The sequence below is a fragment of the Lactobacillus sp. B4026 genome, from assembly GCF_026535825.1.
GTDB lineage: Bacteria > Bacillota > Bacilli > Lactobacillales > Lactobacillaceae > Lactobacillus > Lactobacillus panisapium.
On the sequence record NZ_JAFNPD010000015.1, the window covers coordinates 1 to 14,171 of the forward strand.

A 14,171-nucleotide genomic window follows, 5' to 3' on the forward strand; every position below is an offset into this window, starting at 1 on the left:
ATTGAAGATTTCAATTTTATCTTGTTTGGATAATTTAGCCATAATAAAAACCTCGAAGTTGTCCTAACTTCGGGGTTCATATCAAAAGCGGCTTTTTTGTTTATTTAATTTTTAGCAGCTTTTGGAAGGTAAATGGTCTAATTTAAACTAGTATGATAAAGTTAAACTTATAAAGATGGTCAAGCATATCTTTACGATTTGCATAAGTTAAATTGTTAAATAAGACCAGTGGGTTTGCAATAGTAATTAGGGGTTGAAAATGCTTCGAAAAATAAAAATCTTGCTTTATACGATAATAACAATCGTTACAGCTATTTTCTTTGCTGGATTCATGCGTGAATACGATAATAATTCCATTCCAAATAATTCTACTATTATAAACATTTATGCTTCAAAGCCGATTAATAAAAGAATTAAAGACACTAAAAAATGGAATAAGAAGCACAATAAAAAAGCTTTTTTTGCTATCTTGAAGAAATTTACTCGTAATGAAAATGTTTCTTTGGTTAAAATGCGAATTGATAATTTTAACGGCCATCGCACAAAAATAGTTTATGATTTTGACGGTAATAGTAATGACTTTTCACTCTATCAAAATGAATCCATTAAAAAGCTAACTGATAAAGAACTTATGCTAGAAGATATGTATGGTTTATACTCGACTAATGCTAAAGGGAAATCATTAAAGCACTTGGTATCATGGCTAAGGAAAAACCAATTTTTGATACAAGTTGAAGATACCTCATTGACTCCAAAAACCTTGTTGATGATATTTTTAGAAAATGTTTCGCAATTTGATTTGATCGTTGGAATGGGAATAATTGGAGTACTATTTATTGTCATGGTACTAGAAAAGCTTTACCGTTTTAAAGCATACGCCGTGATGAAAATTAATGGTCTAAGCAATTGGCAAATGTTTAAGCATGATCTGAAAAATGAATCTGCACTGTTGGAAGCTTCCTTTGGCATAATCATCCTGATGACGATTATTTGGAGTCTTAAGACTTTTACAGCAAGTGGCTGGCGGTTCTTTTTGCCATATCTATCAGTTCTTTTATTAATATTATTTGCTAGCTTTTTCCTGTTAAATAGCATTTCTTACGTGGTTTTGGCTTTAATGAATCCGTATTTGGCAATTAAAGGAGAAGAGAGTGCTCACTCATTTCTCCTAATTGGGTATGTATTAAAAATAGCTATTTTAGCCTTAATGATAGTTAACGTGGCAACTTTACTCAATCATCATGAACTCTATGACAGAGATCAAAATATTGTTAAGAAATGGCACAGACAAAAAAATAGTTATTTACTAGGGTTGGGCTGGAATGTTAATGATCATAATGAGGATCAAAAAGTAGCTAAAAAAGCCCATCAGTTGGTTGTACAGGCATCAGACGTGATTGTCGCGCAAAATTCACAACAGTTTCAACCAGGAATACGTACAACTAACCCCCAAGATAGTGGAAATGTGATTATTGCCAATCATAATTTTGTTAAAAATAGTGAACTTAAACCTAAACTGTCCAAGATAGATAAGCATCAAATTATGCTTCTGGTACCAAAGAACCGCTTAGATCAAGCAAGAACGGCAAAAAAACAACTGCGCTCTTTTATTAATACTCAAAACACTCTTCCCAATTACTATTCAAAAGTTCTCCATCCACAGATTCAGGTAATACCAATTGAGAGCGGCCAGAAAATTTTTAATTATACGGTTGTATATGATATTTTATCGTCAATCTCAACAGATCCCTTGATTGCCGTTACAAATGATAAGCAGCTTTCCGATGATTTTTATCTGGCGACTATTAGCCAAGGAACAATTCAGTTTCTTCACCTTAAGGAACTGAAAAAATTAGTTAAGCAGCTAGGATTGAATCCATATGTTGTCAGTATAACTAGTCGACAGACACTATTATGGGACTATAATATTAGAGCTAATAAACAAATACTCATGTTGACCATTACAACTGTTTTGACGCTTCTGCAACTTATTTTTATCATCTTGTTTGTTAGTTCAACATTCTTGCAGAATAATCGTCGTAAAATTGCAGTATACCAAGTATTTGGCAAATCAAATGCCAAACTTGTTGGAACATTTTTAACGGGTAATTTAATACTTGATATATTGATTATTACGGTTACTTTAGCTGGCTTAAATCGCTTAAATCTACTGTCATATGGTCTAGGCTATCTTTTGCTTGAAGCAATTATTATTTGGCTGACATATTACCAAGCGCAACGTGACCTATTAACTTCGCTTAACCATGGAAACTAGGAGTCTAAATGATTAAAGTAGAACATCTTACTAAGAAATTTAACGATAAAATTATTTTTAACGATATAAATTGCAATCTTGAGTCTGGTAAAAGTTATGCCATTGTTGGTAAAAGTGGAGCCGGTAAGACAACGTTGTTAAATCTTTTGAGTGGCTTAGAAAGGCCTACTGCGGGAGAGGTGAAGGTCGCTGATATCAAGGTTAATTCTAAAAGTCGCAAAAAACTGTACCGTAATTATTTCGGCTTTATTTTTCAGAATTTTGGTTTAATTGATACCGAAACGGTTAGACAAAATCTGGGCTTAAGTTTTGCTAATCAAAAGCTATCTAAATCTGCAAAAGAGACTAAAATGAAGAATGCTCTTTCTCATGTTGGGTTAAATAAGCTACAGTTGAAGCAAAAAGTTTACACACTTAGTGGTGGAGAACAACAACGAGTAGCCTTGGCTCGAATAATTTTAAAATCACCTAAAGTAATCTTTGCTGATGAGCCAACGGGCTCCCTCGACGCAGAAAACGGCCAAGTGGTTTTAAAAACATTGTTAACCGGATTTGATCCTGCGGCAACAATCATAATTGCTACGCATGATCAAAATGTTTGGCAAAAATGTGATCATGTAATTGAAATAAATAATTCTGGTATAATAATTAGAGATAAGATTTGATTTAAGTCTAATATCCGATTTGCGCTTTTTATATTGACTTAATAAGTAGTAAAGCGTATAATCACTTTAGTTGAGAACAAGAAGAAGCTTTCCCGCTTCTCGCCTAAGTTAAGTTGACCTCTGGGCTAATCGATATTTTCTGTTGATTAAAGGCGGGTAACTTCTTACCCGTCTTTTTCTTGTCCTCAAATTAACATGGAGGTGAAGAATTATACCAAAGAATTTGATATTAAACGACCAAATACGCGCTCGCGAGGTTCGTTTAATTAATGAAGATGGTGAACAAGTTGGTGTTGTAACAAAGGCTGAAGCTTTGCGCCAAGCTAATGTTGCAAGTTTAGATTTAGTTCTAATTTCGCCTAATGCCAAGCCACCAGTTGCCCGCATTATGGATTACGGTAAGTACCGGTTTGAACAACAAAAGAAGGTTAAGGAATCTCGTAAGAAGTCCAAAACCGTCAGTGTAAAGGAAATCCGTTTAAGTCCAACAATTGAAGGCAATGATTTCAACACTAAATTAAAACACGCTCGGAAGTTTCTTACTAAAGAGGAAGCTAAAGTTCGTGTTTCAATCAGGTTCAGGGGTCGAGCAATTACTCATAAGGAATTAGGTCGCGAAGTATTAGAAAAGATGGCCGAAGCCACTTCAGATATTGCTACAGTGATTAGCAAACCGAAGATGGAAGGTCGGTCAATGTTTTTAATGCTTGCTCCCAAGAGTGATAAAAAATAATTAAAGTTAATTTGGAGGAATTAGAAAATGCCTAAAATGAAAACCCACCGCGCTTCTGCTAAGCGTTTCAAAAGAACTGCTTCTGGTCAATTAAAGCGTCATCACGCTTTTACTGGTCACCGTTTCCATGGCAAGACTAAGAAACAACGTCGTCATTTGAGAAAGGCTGCATTAGTTTCACGCAGCGACTTGAAGCGCATCAAACAGATGCTCTCTCAAATGCGTTAATCATTAAATAAAAACGATATTTAGGAGGAATTTTAGATGCCAAGAGTTAAGGGTGGAACAGTTACACGTAAACGTCGTAAGAAGGTTATGAAGCTTGCCAAGGGTTACCGTGGCGCAAAGCACATGCAATTTAAAGCTGCAAGTACACAATTATTTGTTTCTTACAGATATGCATTCCGTGACCGTAGAAGACGCAAGAGCGACTTTAGAAAATTATGGATTGCTAGAATCAATGCGGCAGCAAGACAAAATGATCTTTCATATTCTAAGTTAATGCACGGCTTGAAAGTAGCTGGTGTTGACATTAACCGTAAAATGTTAGCTGATATTGCTTATAACGATTCAAAGACCTTTGCACAATTAGCTGAAACTGCTAAAAAGGCTTTAAATTAATTTAAAAATGGCGCATTAGCGCCATTTTTTTATGTCAAAATTTATCACTTCGTGCTATTTTTTTGATATATTAGATTAGGGAAATGTTAAATGAAGGGGAAGTTGAATGTTATTCAGGCCACGTTATACAATTGACACAATCTATCATTTAGATACTGACGTGCTTAAACAGATGGGAATTAAAGCTGTCTTCTCAGATTTAGATAACACGCTTCTTGCATGGAATGAATTCGAAACAGCCAAGAAGATGGATGAACTTAATCGCCGCCTGGCTGTTGCTGATATTAAATTGGTGATAATTTCTAATAATAATGCTGAGCGAATTGGCAAAGTGCTAGATCCTTATCACATTGCTTATGTCGCAAAAGCTAAAAAGCCGTTACCCTTTGCTATAACTAAAAAGCGGGAGAATATGAATCTTTCACAAAAGCAGGTAATGATGGTTGGCGATCAATTAATTACTGACATTCAAGCTGGAAATTTAGCTGGAGTAAAATCAGTTTTGGTTAAGCCATTAATTCAAACAGATAAATGGAATACCAGAATAAATCGTTTTTTTGAGAAAATTATCTTTTTCTTTTTAGCTATTTCACATCCAGTTACATTCAAGGAGACATTAAAAAATGGATGATAATATTATTTGTATCGGTTGTGGAGCTGTTTTACAATCCGATAACCCCGAAGAAGCGGGCTACTTGCCTGCATCGCGTTTAAAAAAGGCAATCGAAAGTGAAGATGAGGGTAACGACATCTATTGTCAGCGTTGTTTTCGTTTACGGCATTATAATGAAATAATGCCAGTGGATGCTGATAACGATGACTTTTTGGCCTTACTCAATTCACTAGCTTCTAAAAAAGCATTGATTGTCAATGTGGTCGACCTTTTTGATTTTACTAATTCACTTTTATCTTCATTAAAGAGATTTGTGGGTGATAATGAATTCATCTTGGTTGGAAATAAATTTGATTTATTTCCCCTAAATTCAAAACAAAGTAAAATTAAGGATTGGATGCGTCAAGAAGCTAATCGAGTTGGACTATTTCCCAAAAAGATTTTCTTAGTTAGTGCTAAAAACAAAAAGAACCTAACTGAGTTAATTTCATATCTAAATAAGGGTTCACGAGATAAAGATGTCTATTTTGTCGGAATGACAAATGTTGGTAAGTCGACTTTATTAAACGCGATTATTGATGAAATGGGAGACGTGAAGAATCTGATTACAACTTCCCGTTTTCCTGGTACTACTTTAGACAAAATTGAAATTCCGTTGGAAAATGGTCATTTTTTGGTTGATACACCGGGAATAATGACGGAAAATCAACTGGCTACGCGGTTAAATGCTAAAGAATTGGCAGTAATATCACCGCAAAAGCCTCTTAAACCGGCTACTTACCAATTAAAACCTGGTAATACGCTGTTTTTAGCGGGTTTGGGCCGAATTGACTTTTTAAAGGGGAACCCTGCTAGCTTTACTGTTTATGCTTCACGTGGTTTATATATTCACCGGACAAAAACAGAAAACGCTACAGAATTTTACCAAAGGCATGTAGGAGAATTGCTTAATCCGCCAGAAGAAGCCAGCGAATTACCAGAACTTAAGGGTCAGGAATTGCATACTTCTTATAAGAGTGATTTACTTTTTGGTGGAATTGGTTTTGTGACGGTTCCGGCAGATTGTTTAGTTAAAATCTATACTCCTGGTAAAATTGGCTTAGGGATTAGACGTGCGTTAATTTAGAGGAAAATATGATTGCAATTGCAAAAAGTTTTGAAAAAACTCCGGCGGTTGAGCTAAAAGAAGAAAAAATTGAGCCTAAAAAAGGTAAACAGATCGGTATCTTAGGCGGAACTTTTAATCCGGTACATACAGCACATTTAATTGTGGGTGAACAAGTTTTGAGTAAACTACATCTTGATGAAATTTGGTTTATTCCAACTAATATTCCCCCACTAAAAGATGCTCCGGTCGTTTCAGCGCAAGATCGGGCAAACATGCTTGAATTAGCCACGCAGGATAATCCGCATTTTCAAGTAAAAATGTTTGAATTAACCCGCGGGGGGGTTTCTTATACCGTTGATACGTTGCGTTATTTGCATGAATTACACCCTGAAAATCAATATTTCTTGATTATGGGAAGTGACCAAGTTAATAACTTCCAGCAATGGAAAGAACCAACCAAAATTGCGCAATTAGCTACCTTAGTTGGTGTAAAGCGTGCTGGCTACCCACAATCAGCTGAATTACCGATGATTTGGGTTGATGTACCCGGATTGGACGTGAGTTCAACTTCAATTAGGCAAACTATTGCAATGGGTGGCTCAATTAGGTATCTTGTACCTGATTCAGTTAGAAATTATATTCAAAAAAAGGGTTTATACCATGAATGAGTTGTTTTTTAAAAAAACGTTTTCGCCGCTAAGTAGCGATGAGATTGTTAACCGGGAAAAAAATAATATGGATCAGCACCGTTTTGATCATTGCATTGGTGTTAGTCAAACTGCACGAAAACTTGCTAACTTAAATGGCTATGACGAAGATAAAGCAGCTTTAGCTGGCTTTATTCATGACTATGCTAAGCAGGTTTCACCTGCAGATTTTCAAACTGCCATTAAAACACAAGGGTTTGATCTCGATTTACTCAACTGGGGCCCCGCAATTTGGCATGGCATCGTAGGAACATATTTTATTAAACGTGATTTAAAAATTACGGATGAAGAGATATTGACTGCTGTGAGGCGGCATACAACCGCTGATACGCAAATGACCACGCTCGATAAAATAGTTTACATGGCTGATTATATTGAACCGGGAAGAACTTTTGCAGGAGTGCAAGAAGCAAGAGATGTAACCTATGCCAATCTTGATGAAGGCGTAGGCTATCAGTTAGCACATACCCTCGAATTTTTAATTAGTAAACGAAGTAAAATCTATCCACTTACATTAGATTCCTATAATGTGTGGAGTATCAAAAAATAGTAAGGAGAAAAATTGACTAGTAAAGAAATCTTAGCTTTTGCGTTAAAAGCAATCAGCGATCGCCATGGTGAGGATACTGCAGCTTATGATATGCAAGGCTACAGCATTTTAGCTGATTATTATGTTGTTACCAGTGCAGGCTCAAATCGCCAATTACATGCGATTGCCAATGCAATTATTGACGAAGCACATAAAGCTGACTTTTATGATTATCGTGTTGAGGGATCTAGCGAGTCTAACTGGCTTTTGCTTGATCTTGGCGATGTTGTTGTTAATGTCTTTACCGAAGAGGCGCGTGACTTTTACAATGTTGAAAAGTTATGGACTAGTGGTAAAAAATTAGAGTTAGAGGAAGATTAGCAAAGCATGAGTGTAGTCGGGATCATTGCTGAATATAATCCCTTTCATAGTGGACATGAGTTTTTAATGAACCAAGCTCGTTATATTGCGGGAGACAAAGATCCAATAGTGGTGATAATGTCTGGTAATTATGTTCAAAGAGGCGAAATGGCGATCATGGATAAATGGTCGCGAGCAAAAGCTGCACTTGAAAGTGGTGCTGATCTAGTCTTTGAACTACCTTTTTCGACGGCGGTGCAGCCTGCTGACCTATTTTCTTTAGGTAGTATTGATCAATTGGCTAAGTTAGGTGTGACTGACTTAGTCTTTGGTGTAGAAGATGCAACGCAAAATTTTGCTTATTTAGGCAGTAAGATTGCTGAAATACCACAAAGTCACATGGACTTTAACGATTATAGTCAGACCTATTCGACGCAATATAATCAAATGGTTGCCCGTGAAGTCGGCCATGAAGTTAACGAGCCCAATGCTATCTTGGCTTTGGCTTATGCCGTAGCTAATCATAATTTGGGTACGCCACTGTCTCTGCACCCAATTAACCGAATTGGTGCTGGTCATGATGATGACTTGCAAAGTAATGGTGTAGTTCAAAGCGCAAGCGCAATTCGCAATATCATCTTGCATAGTCAGGTAAATGCTGAATTAGAGCAGTGGATGCCTAAGAAAGAAGTTCAAAACTTATACCAGCAAAAGGCATATCCGAATTGGAATATTTTGTTTCCGTTTCTAAAATATCGGCTTGAGTCTTCGTCGGTTGAGCAGCTACATGATATTTATCAAATGAGTGAAGGGCTTGAATATAAGCTTAAGCAGGAAATTCATTTAGCACGTGACTTTACGGAATTTTTACGACGGATAAAGTCCAAGCGCTATACCTATTCGCGATTGCGCCGTCTTGCACTTTATACACTGCTAAACGTTACACAGGATGATATTATCGCCAGTTTCAATGATGAAGCATTATTTTTGTTAGGATATAGCAAATTAGGGCGAAATTACTTAAAGCAGATTAGAAAAGCTACAGCTGCTAATATCATTTCTAAGGTTGATCAAAAAAATAGCCGTCGGGGCTCAATGCACTTACAGTTACGGGTTGATCGCTTATTTGAACAAATAATGCAGGTTGATCAGAACTTTGGTCGACGTCCGTTGGAGGTTTAAGATGCTTACGATTAACTTTTCACAGATTAAGAATAATAGGGAACCAATCACTTCACTTAAGCAGGAAGTCCAAGTGCGTCCTGAATTTTTAGAGCGCAGTAAAGATTTGGTATACGAAGTAAAAAATGTGCTTGTTACTGGCCAATTATTTTATAATTCGCCATATGTAACAGGAGATTTTCAGGTTAAAACGAAGCTCGTCGTTCCTTCGAGCCGCAGTTTAGCACCGGTTGATTTCGAGCAAGATTTTCATTTTACGGAAAATTACACCGAAGATGAAGTATCTAAGGAAAAGCTAGACGAGAGTGAGATTCCAATTGTTAAAGTGGACGATGATAAAATCGATTTACAGACTGCAATTGAGGACAATATTTTGCTTAATATTCCAATTACCATTTTGACTCCGGAGGAAGAAAAAGAAAATGTTTATCCCGAAGGCGATGGTTGGTCTGTTATCTCAGAAGAAGCGTTTGATAAGAGCAAAAAAGATCGCGTAAACCCAGCTTTTGCAAAGCTAAAGACATTATTTGATGAAAATAATAACGGTGAAAATAAAGATAAATAATAGTATAAAATAGTGCAAAAATCAGTGATATTCATATCCTGATTTATTAATCTTGTTTTAAGAGCTTTTTTAAAGTATGCTTAACTTATTAAAAGAAATTTAACTTGATTAAGCATTTAATAGTGAATATAGAGGATGAGAAGAATGGCAAGAATTTTAATTGTTGAGGACGAAAAAAACTTAGCTCGTTTTGTTGAGTTGGAGTTAAAACACGAAAAGTATGACACAGTTGTTGAGAGCAACGGACGTAAAGCTTTAGACCTTGCACTTAACGAAGACTTTGATGCAATTTTGCTTGACCTGATGCTGCCTGACTTAAACGGTTTGGAAATTGCTCGTCGTGTACGTCAAGTTAAGAGTACGCCAATTATAATGATGACGGCGCGTGATTCTGTTATTGATCGTGTTTCTGGACTTGATCATGGTGCTGATGATTACATTGTTAAGCCATTTGCGATTGAAGAATTATTAGCACGGCTTCGTGCTGTTTTACGCCGAGTTAAGATCGAAAAAGAAGCTTCCGATGACACAATCGAAAAGAAGGTCATCAAGTTTAAGGACTTAACAATTGAAACTGCAAACCGGATCGTTCGTCGCGGTGACGGTAAGGCTGTTGACTTGACTAAACGTGAATACAACTTGTTAATGACGTTAATTAAGAACAAGAACAATGTTGTAAGTCGCGACCAATTATTATCCAAGATTTGGGGACCAGGTTCTAATATTGAAACCAATGTTGTTGAAGTTTATGTTAGATACCTTCGGAATAAAATCGACATCCCTGGTCAACAATCATATATCAAGACCGTTCGGGGTACCGGATATATGGTAAGAGATGAAGATGATGAAAAGAAGTAAGAAACAGGAAAAATTAGGGACCAAGCACTCATCTATTATTGTACGTTGGGTCAGTATTGTCGCTTTGACAATTATGGTCTCTTTTATTATCTTTTCGGTCATTATTTATTCGATTGTTGGTCAGCAATCAATGGTGCAGCAAAAAGAAACTTCGCGTGAAATGGTGGTGAAGCTTAATGACAGTTTAAACCAAATTCATGGCGAATTGCAGATATCTAATGTTGTTCCTGCGCTTACACCATCGGCACGAAAAATTTTGCAAGGTAATCCGCCAATTAATCCTGATGAGCATCCCAATAACGCCTTCAATGATGACTTGTTATCTTCACTAACAAATAAAGATTTAAACGTAGTCGTTTATAACCTTGAAAAAGAAGATGTATTTGATAACGGCGGTGTAATTCCTAAATTTAAACAATTTAAGGGTAATTTTCACTCAGAAACCGTCTATAAGGGCCGGCGAAAAGAATTGTTAACTTACCAGAAGGTTCGTGATGCGCATAAGGGTAAGGTAACTGGTTATATTGTCGTTGCCAATAAAATGTCTTACTATAACGGCTTGATGAAGGACCTTCTCAAATGGATGATTCGTATATCTGCAGTTGCAATTATCTTTTTCACGTTAATCGCATTCATCATTGTTCGCGGGATCGTGAAGCCAATTAAGGAAATGTCGCGGGTTGCTCTGGAAGTTAATGCGGATCCAAACAGTACTGCCCGAATTAGCGACTTTCACCGGCACGATGAACTGCAGGAATTAGCGGTTTCGCTTAATCAAATGCTTGATCGCATGCAGCGCTATATTGACCAGCAAAAAGAATTTGTTGGGGATGTTTCGCATGAGTTGCGAACTCCAGTGGCGGTAATTGAAGGGCATTTGAATATGCTTGAGCGCTGGGGTAAAGATGATCCGGAAATTCTTGAGGAGTCAATTAAAGCTTCTCTTCAGGAAGCCAAAAGAATGCAGCATTTAATTCAGGAAATGCTAGATTTAACTAGAGCTGAACAGATTAATGTTCAATACCCGAATGCTGTTACCAATGTCGCTGATGTTTTGAAACGTGTTGCTGGCGACATGTCAATGGTTCATAAAGACTTTGTCATCAGACTTGATATGGATGATATGCCGCAAGATACGCAAATTCAAATTTATCAGGGACACTTGGAACAATTACTTGTTATCTTGGTTGATAATGGCATCAAGTATTCAACTGATCGCAAAGAAATCAACATTTCTGCTGGATTAGCGCAAAACGAGGTTCATATTATTGTTCAGGACTTTGGTGAAGGCATTTCTAAAGAAGATCAAAGCAAGATCTTTAACCGGTTCTACCGTGTTGACAAGGCACGGACGCGCGAAAAGGGCGGTAACGGTTTAGGCTTATCGATTGCTCAAAAATTAGTTCATAGTTATCACGGCAAAATTGGCGTTGATTCAGTTGAAGGACAAGGAAGCCAATTTATAATTGCATTCCCTTCTCTGACTAAGAAGCAAGCCCATAAGTTGCGTGAACGTGATCAAGCTGAGAAAGCTAAAAAGGGTAAATAGAAACTAGGACAGTTTAATAAATTTAATTGAGGACTAATAGCCGATATTTAATCGGGATTAGTCCTCTTAGTTTTGCTTCAATTTTTTTCTTGCTTAGATATTTTACCCATATAAAAACCTCGAAGTTGTTTCTAACTCCGAGGCTTTTATCGTTTTACCGCAAGCTATCTTTTACCTGCAAGCTACTTAATGTTTATGATGCTGTTTTCCTTTATTCCGGTTACGCAGATTTTGATGTAATTCTTGCGTCTGTTTATTAACCTTAGGTGCCGCAGAAGATTGATTGAGCAACTCATCAATTTTTTCTTGAGTAACGACGGCCTTAATCGGCTCGTGCTTTAATTCCTCATCAACTTCTTTTTTAACTTTTGGCATAATGATAAAGGTAACAATTAATTGTTGAATAACTGAAAAGATATTACCGGCTGCCCAATATAATGCAACTGAACCTGATACAGACAGTGAAATAAATAGTGTCATGAGCGGATTCATCAGCATCATTGATTGCATTTGTTTCTTCTGTTCTTTCGGAATGCCAATTAAAGAAATATATCCTTGTAAAAAGGCAAAAATTGTCGCAATGATTGTTACCGAAATAGATCTTTCACTAAGTGAAATGCCAAAGAAAAATGAATGGGCAAGTGGCTTGGAATACATTACCGCTTGGTAAATCCCAATCATAATTGGAAACTGAATAATCAGTGGCAGACAGCCCATTCCGCCTGTTAACGAAAGATTATTCTGCGAATACAATTCGCGTTGCCAAGTGCCAAGAGTCAATTGCTGGTCTTGAGTTAAGTCCTTGCGCTTCATTGTCTCCTGAATTAGCTTCATTTGCGGCTGAACGCGAGCCATTTTTTCCTGTTGTGTCGTCGACTTCTTCTGCTGGTTAAGCATTAGAGGAAGAAGAACCATTCTAACAACAAAGGTCATTAAGATAATGGCCCAACCAGCTCCGTTAGCACCACCGATAACGTGGGAAAAATAGAGCATGACATTTTGTAATGGTTTTCCAATAAAATTATAGATTGTGCCATAGAAAAAGTCTGTAGGAGGTTTAGTAACTCCTTTGCCATTTTGCGCACAAGCGGTAACAATTAACATGACTGCAAAACAAAGTGCAGCCAATCCAATATATTTGCGAAATTTCTTCATTCAATTCACCATAATGTTTATTCTTAAAGTCAATACTTAATATGATACATGAAAACCATGCATTTTGGCTACATTTGCCAGCTTTTCTTTTTTAATCGTTGAGATTTGGGCATAAGGAGATACATTTTGGGGCAGCTCCTTAATAAATTGGTTGACGTGGTCAAGACTTGTCTGTAAAGTGATTGTTACGGTTTGATCGCTATTATTGCAAACATTACCCGTAAGCCCCATTTTGTTGGCAAGGTTTAGAACACTCCACCTGAAACCAACGCCTTGAACTACACCTGAAGCGGTTAGTTTCCATGTTTCAAATGAATCTTGCGCTGATTGTGACTGTTTTTCGTGTCGATTATTGAAAAATGCCATGATGGTTCCTTTCTAATAAAAATTAAACTCAGTCTAAGTCGATTTTACCATTTTATTTGATAGATATTACATTATAATAAAGTTTGAAAGAAGATGCTTACTAAATGGAACAACTTAGTTCAGTTAATAATAAACTGATTAAAGATTTAGCTAAATTAAAACAAAAGAAATACCGTGAAGATACTGGCTTATATTTAATTGAGGGCTTTCACTTAATTGAAGAAGCGTTTAAAGCTAATTTAAATTTTGTCGATTTGCTGGGAACCGAGCAAGCGTTAAATCAAGTAGCAGAAGACTATCAGGTTGACCTAGATGGTAAAAATATTTATTTGATTAATTCAGCTATTGCTCACCATTTATCTAGTACCAAAAATTCACAAAACATCTTTATGGTCTTAAAGATAGCACAACCCAAGCAATACCCTTTTAATTTTGGTAAATGGGTTTTGCTAGATAATGTATCAGATCCTGGCAACGCCGGTACAATAATTAGAACTGCGGATGCGGCTGGTTTTGATGGCGTAGTTTTATCGCCCAATAGTGTTGATATTTATAATCCCAAGACGCAGCGTGCAATGCAGGGAAGCCAGTTCCATATCAATATCATCAATGCTGACTTAGTTGAAGTAATCAATGCGCTAAATGACAATGCTATACCGGTTTATAGCAGTATGCTAGATAAAACTGCCAAGCAGCTACAAGAGTTTGCCCAAGTAGCGCAGCTTGGTTTGGTTATTGGCAATGAAGCACATGGGGTTAGTGACGAGATTGCGGCAATTTGTGATGAAAAATTATATATCCCGATTAAAGGCCAAGCAGAATCCTTGAATGCCGCCGTAGCGGCTGGTATTATTATTTACCACTTTGCATAATGGATTGTCCTTG

The 14,171-nt window shown here is 36.8% G+C and carries 17 protein-coding genes, 2 pseudogenes and 1 other annotated feature; of the genes and pseudogenes, 16 read left to right on the plus strand and 3 right to left on the minus strand.

The annotated features are described in order from the left end of the window. Window positions 1–259: 259 nt before the first annotated feature. The 14 genes and pseudogenes from J3U69_RS09990 to J3U69_RS10460 all read left to right on the plus strand — a co-directional run. A complete protein-coding gene (locus tag J3U69_RS09990; protein WP_267413963.1) occupies window positions 260–2,275 on the plus strand; it encodes a DUF1430 domain-containing protein in 2,016 nt (671 codons plus the stop codon). A gap of 8 nt (window positions 2,276–2,283) precedes the next feature. After that, window positions 2,284–2,940, plus strand: coding sequence for a putative bacteriocin export ABC transporter (locus tag J3U69_RS09995; RefSeq protein ID WP_267413964.1), 657 nt, complete (start codon window positions 2,284–2,286; stop codon window positions 2,938–2,940). A 72-nt stretch (window positions 2,941–3,012) separates the two neighbouring features. Further along, window positions 3,013–3,126 (plus strand) — a sequence feature (ribosomal protein L20 leader region). Window positions 3,127–3,163: 37 nt separating this feature from the next. Beyond that, window positions 3,164–3,673, plus strand: coding sequence for a translation initiation factor IF-3 (gene infC / locus J3U69_RS10000; protein ID WP_103751872.1), 510 nt, complete (start codon window positions 3,164–3,166; stop codon window positions 3,671–3,673). A gap of 27 nt (window positions 3,674–3,700) precedes the next feature. Beyond that, window positions 3,701–3,901 (plus strand): 50S ribosomal protein L35, encoded by a 201-nt coding sequence (gene rpmI / locus J3U69_RS10005; protein ID WP_103751871.1) that lies wholly within the window; start codon window positions 3,701–3,703, stop codon window positions 3,899–3,901. A 36-nt stretch (window positions 3,902–3,937) separates the two neighbouring features. Next, complete coding sequence (rplT, locus tag J3U69_RS10010) at window positions 3,938–4,294, plus strand: 50S ribosomal protein L20 (protein ID WP_103751870.1); 357 nt, start codon at window positions 3,938–3,940, stop codon at window positions 4,292–4,294. Window positions 4,295–4,400: 106 nt separating this feature from the next. Next, window positions 4,401–4,925, plus strand: a complete 525-nt coding sequence (locus tag J3U69_RS10015) for a YqeG family HAD IIIA-type phosphatase (RefSeq protein ID WP_267413965.1) — start codon at window positions 4,401–4,403, stop codon at window positions 4,923–4,925. Continuing rightward, on the plus strand, window positions 4,918–6,033 hold the full coding sequence (yqeH, locus tag J3U69_RS10020; RefSeq protein ID WP_267413966.1) for a ribosome biogenesis GTPase YqeH: 1,116 nt from the start codon (window positions 4,918–4,920) through the stop codon (window positions 6,031–6,033). The genes J3U69_RS10015 and yqeH overlap by 8 nt, the downstream gene beginning before the upstream one ends. 8 nt (window positions 6,034–6,041) lie before the next feature. Further along, entirely contained in the window at window positions 6,042–6,683 is a 642-nt protein-coding gene (locus tag J3U69_RS10025) for a nicotinate-nucleotide adenylyltransferase (protein ID WP_103751867.1), read from the plus strand. After that, window positions 6,676–7,272 carry a bis(5'-nucleosyl)-tetraphosphatase (symmetrical) YqeK gene (yqeK, locus tag J3U69_RS10030; protein ID WP_103751866.1) on the plus strand — a complete coding sequence of 199 codons (597 nt, stop codon included), beginning with the start codon at window positions 6,676–6,678 and terminating at the stop codon, window positions 7,270–7,272. The genes J3U69_RS10025 and yqeK overlap by 8 nt, the downstream gene beginning before the upstream one ends. 12 nt (window positions 7,273–7,284) lie before the next feature. After that, on the plus strand, window positions 7,285–7,632 hold the full coding sequence (gene rsfS, locus J3U69_RS10035; RefSeq protein WP_220219922.1) for a ribosome silencing factor: 348 nt from the start codon (window positions 7,285–7,287) through the stop codon (window positions 7,630–7,632). Window positions 7,633–7,638: 6 nt separating this feature from the next. Next, complete coding sequence (locus tag J3U69_RS10040; RefSeq protein WP_267413967.1) at window positions 7,639–8,793, plus strand: nucleotidyltransferase; 1,155 nt, start codon at window positions 7,639–7,641, stop codon at window positions 8,791–8,793. Window position 8,794: 1 nt separating this feature from the next. Further along, window positions 8,795–9,358 (plus strand): DUF177 domain-containing protein, encoded by a 564-nt coding sequence (locus J3U69_RS10045; protein ID WP_103751863.1) that lies wholly within the window; start codon window positions 8,795–8,797, stop codon window positions 9,356–9,358. 144 nt (window positions 9,359–9,502) lie between these two features. Next, a complete protein-coding gene (locus J3U69_RS10050; protein ID WP_103751862.1) occupies window positions 9,503–10,216 on the plus strand; it encodes a response regulator transcription factor in 714 nt (237 codons plus the stop codon). A 130-nt stretch (window positions 10,217–10,346) separates the two neighbouring features. Further along, window positions 10,347–10,772 (plus strand): annotated as a pseudogene (locus tag J3U69_RS10460) (sensor histidine kinase); the annotation flags it as partial. 66 nt (window positions 10,773–10,838) lie between these two features. Here J3U69_RS10460 and J3U69_RS10465 read toward each other — a convergent pair. Then, window positions 10,839–10,886 (minus strand): annotated as a pseudogene (locus J3U69_RS10465) (hypothetical protein); the annotation flags it as partial. On the opposite strand from J3U69_RS10465, the gene J3U69_RS10470 reads away from it, so the two are divergent. Further along, on the plus strand, window positions 10,866–11,765 hold the full coding sequence (locus J3U69_RS10470; protein WP_416381942.1) for a sensor histidine kinase: 900 nt from the start codon (window positions 10,866–10,868) through the stop codon (window positions 11,763–11,765). The pseudogene J3U69_RS10465 and the gene J3U69_RS10470 overlap by 21 nt on opposite strands. A 186-nt stretch (window positions 11,766–11,951) precedes the next feature. Here J3U69_RS10470 and yidC read toward each other — a convergent pair whose 3' ends face one another. Beyond that, window positions 11,952–12,920, minus strand: a complete 969-nt coding sequence (gene yidC, locus J3U69_RS10060) for a membrane protein insertase YidC (protein ID WP_103751860.1) — start codon at window positions 12,918–12,920, stop codon at window positions 11,952–11,954. 36 nt (window positions 12,921–12,956) lie between these two features. After that, complete coding sequence (locus J3U69_RS10065) at window positions 12,957–13,286, minus strand: acylphosphatase (protein ID WP_267413970.1); 330 nt, start codon at window positions 13,284–13,286, stop codon at window positions 12,957–12,959. 104 nt (window positions 13,287–13,390) lie between these two features. On the opposite strand from J3U69_RS10065, the gene J3U69_RS10070 reads away from it, so the two are divergent. Then, window positions 13,391–14,158, plus strand: a complete 768-nt coding sequence (locus tag J3U69_RS10070; protein WP_103751858.1) for a TrmH family RNA methyltransferase — start codon at window positions 13,391–13,393, stop codon at window positions 14,156–14,158. Window positions 14,159–14,171 lie beyond the last annotated feature (13 nt).

Excerpts from the sequence above, each read along its gene's own strand:
- yqeH (WP_267413966.1), top strand. The coding sequence starts at position 4,918 with ATGGATGATAATATTATTTGTATCGGTTGTGGAGCTGTTTTACAATCC.
- yidC (WP_103751860.1), bottom strand. The coding sequence starts at position 12,920 with ATGAAGAAATTTCGCAAATATATTGGATTGGCTGCACTTTGTTTTGCA.
- J3U69_RS10040 (WP_267413967.1), top strand. The coding sequence starts at position 7,639 with ATGAGTGTAGTCGGGATCATTGCTGAATATAATCCCTTTCATAGTGGA.
- yqeK (WP_103751866.1), top strand. The coding sequence starts at position 6,676 with ATGAATGAGTTGTTTTTTAAAAAAACGTTTTCGCCGCTAAGTAGCGAT.
- J3U69_RS10065 (WP_267413970.1), bottom strand. The coding sequence starts at position 13,286 with ATGGCATTTTTCAATAATCGACACGAAAAACAGTCACAATCAGCGCAA.
- J3U69_RS09990 (WP_267413963.1), top strand. The coding sequence starts at position 260 with ATGCTTCGAAAAATAAAAATCTTGCTTTATACGATAATAACAATCGTT.
- J3U69_RS10025 (WP_103751867.1), top strand. The coding sequence starts at position 6,042 with ATGATTGCAATTGCAAAAAGTTTTGAAAAAACTCCGGCGGTTGAGCTA.
- rpmI (WP_103751871.1), top strand. The coding sequence starts at position 3,701 with ATGCCTAAAATGAAAACCCACCGCGCTTCTGCTAAGCGTTTCAAAAGA.
- J3U69_RS10070 (WP_103751858.1), top strand. The coding sequence starts at position 13,391 with ATGGAACAACTTAGTTCAGTTAATAATAAACTGATTAAAGATTTAGCT.
- J3U69_RS10045 (WP_103751863.1), top strand. The coding sequence starts at position 8,795 with ATGCTTACGATTAACTTTTCACAGATTAAGAATAATAGGGAACCAATC.
- rplT (WP_103751870.1), top strand. The coding sequence starts at position 3,938 with ATGCCAAGAGTTAAGGGTGGAACAGTTACACGTAAACGTCGTAAGAAG.
- J3U69_RS10015 (WP_267413965.1), top strand. The coding sequence starts at position 4,401 with ATGTTATTCAGGCCACGTTATACAATTGACACAATCTATCATTTAGAT.
- J3U69_RS10050 (WP_103751862.1), top strand. The coding sequence starts at position 9,503 with ATGGCAAGAATTTTAATTGTTGAGGACGAAAAAAACTTAGCTCGTTTT.
- J3U69_RS09995 (WP_267413964.1), top strand. The coding sequence starts at position 2,284 with ATGATTAAAGTAGAACATCTTACTAAGAAATTTAACGATAAAATTATT.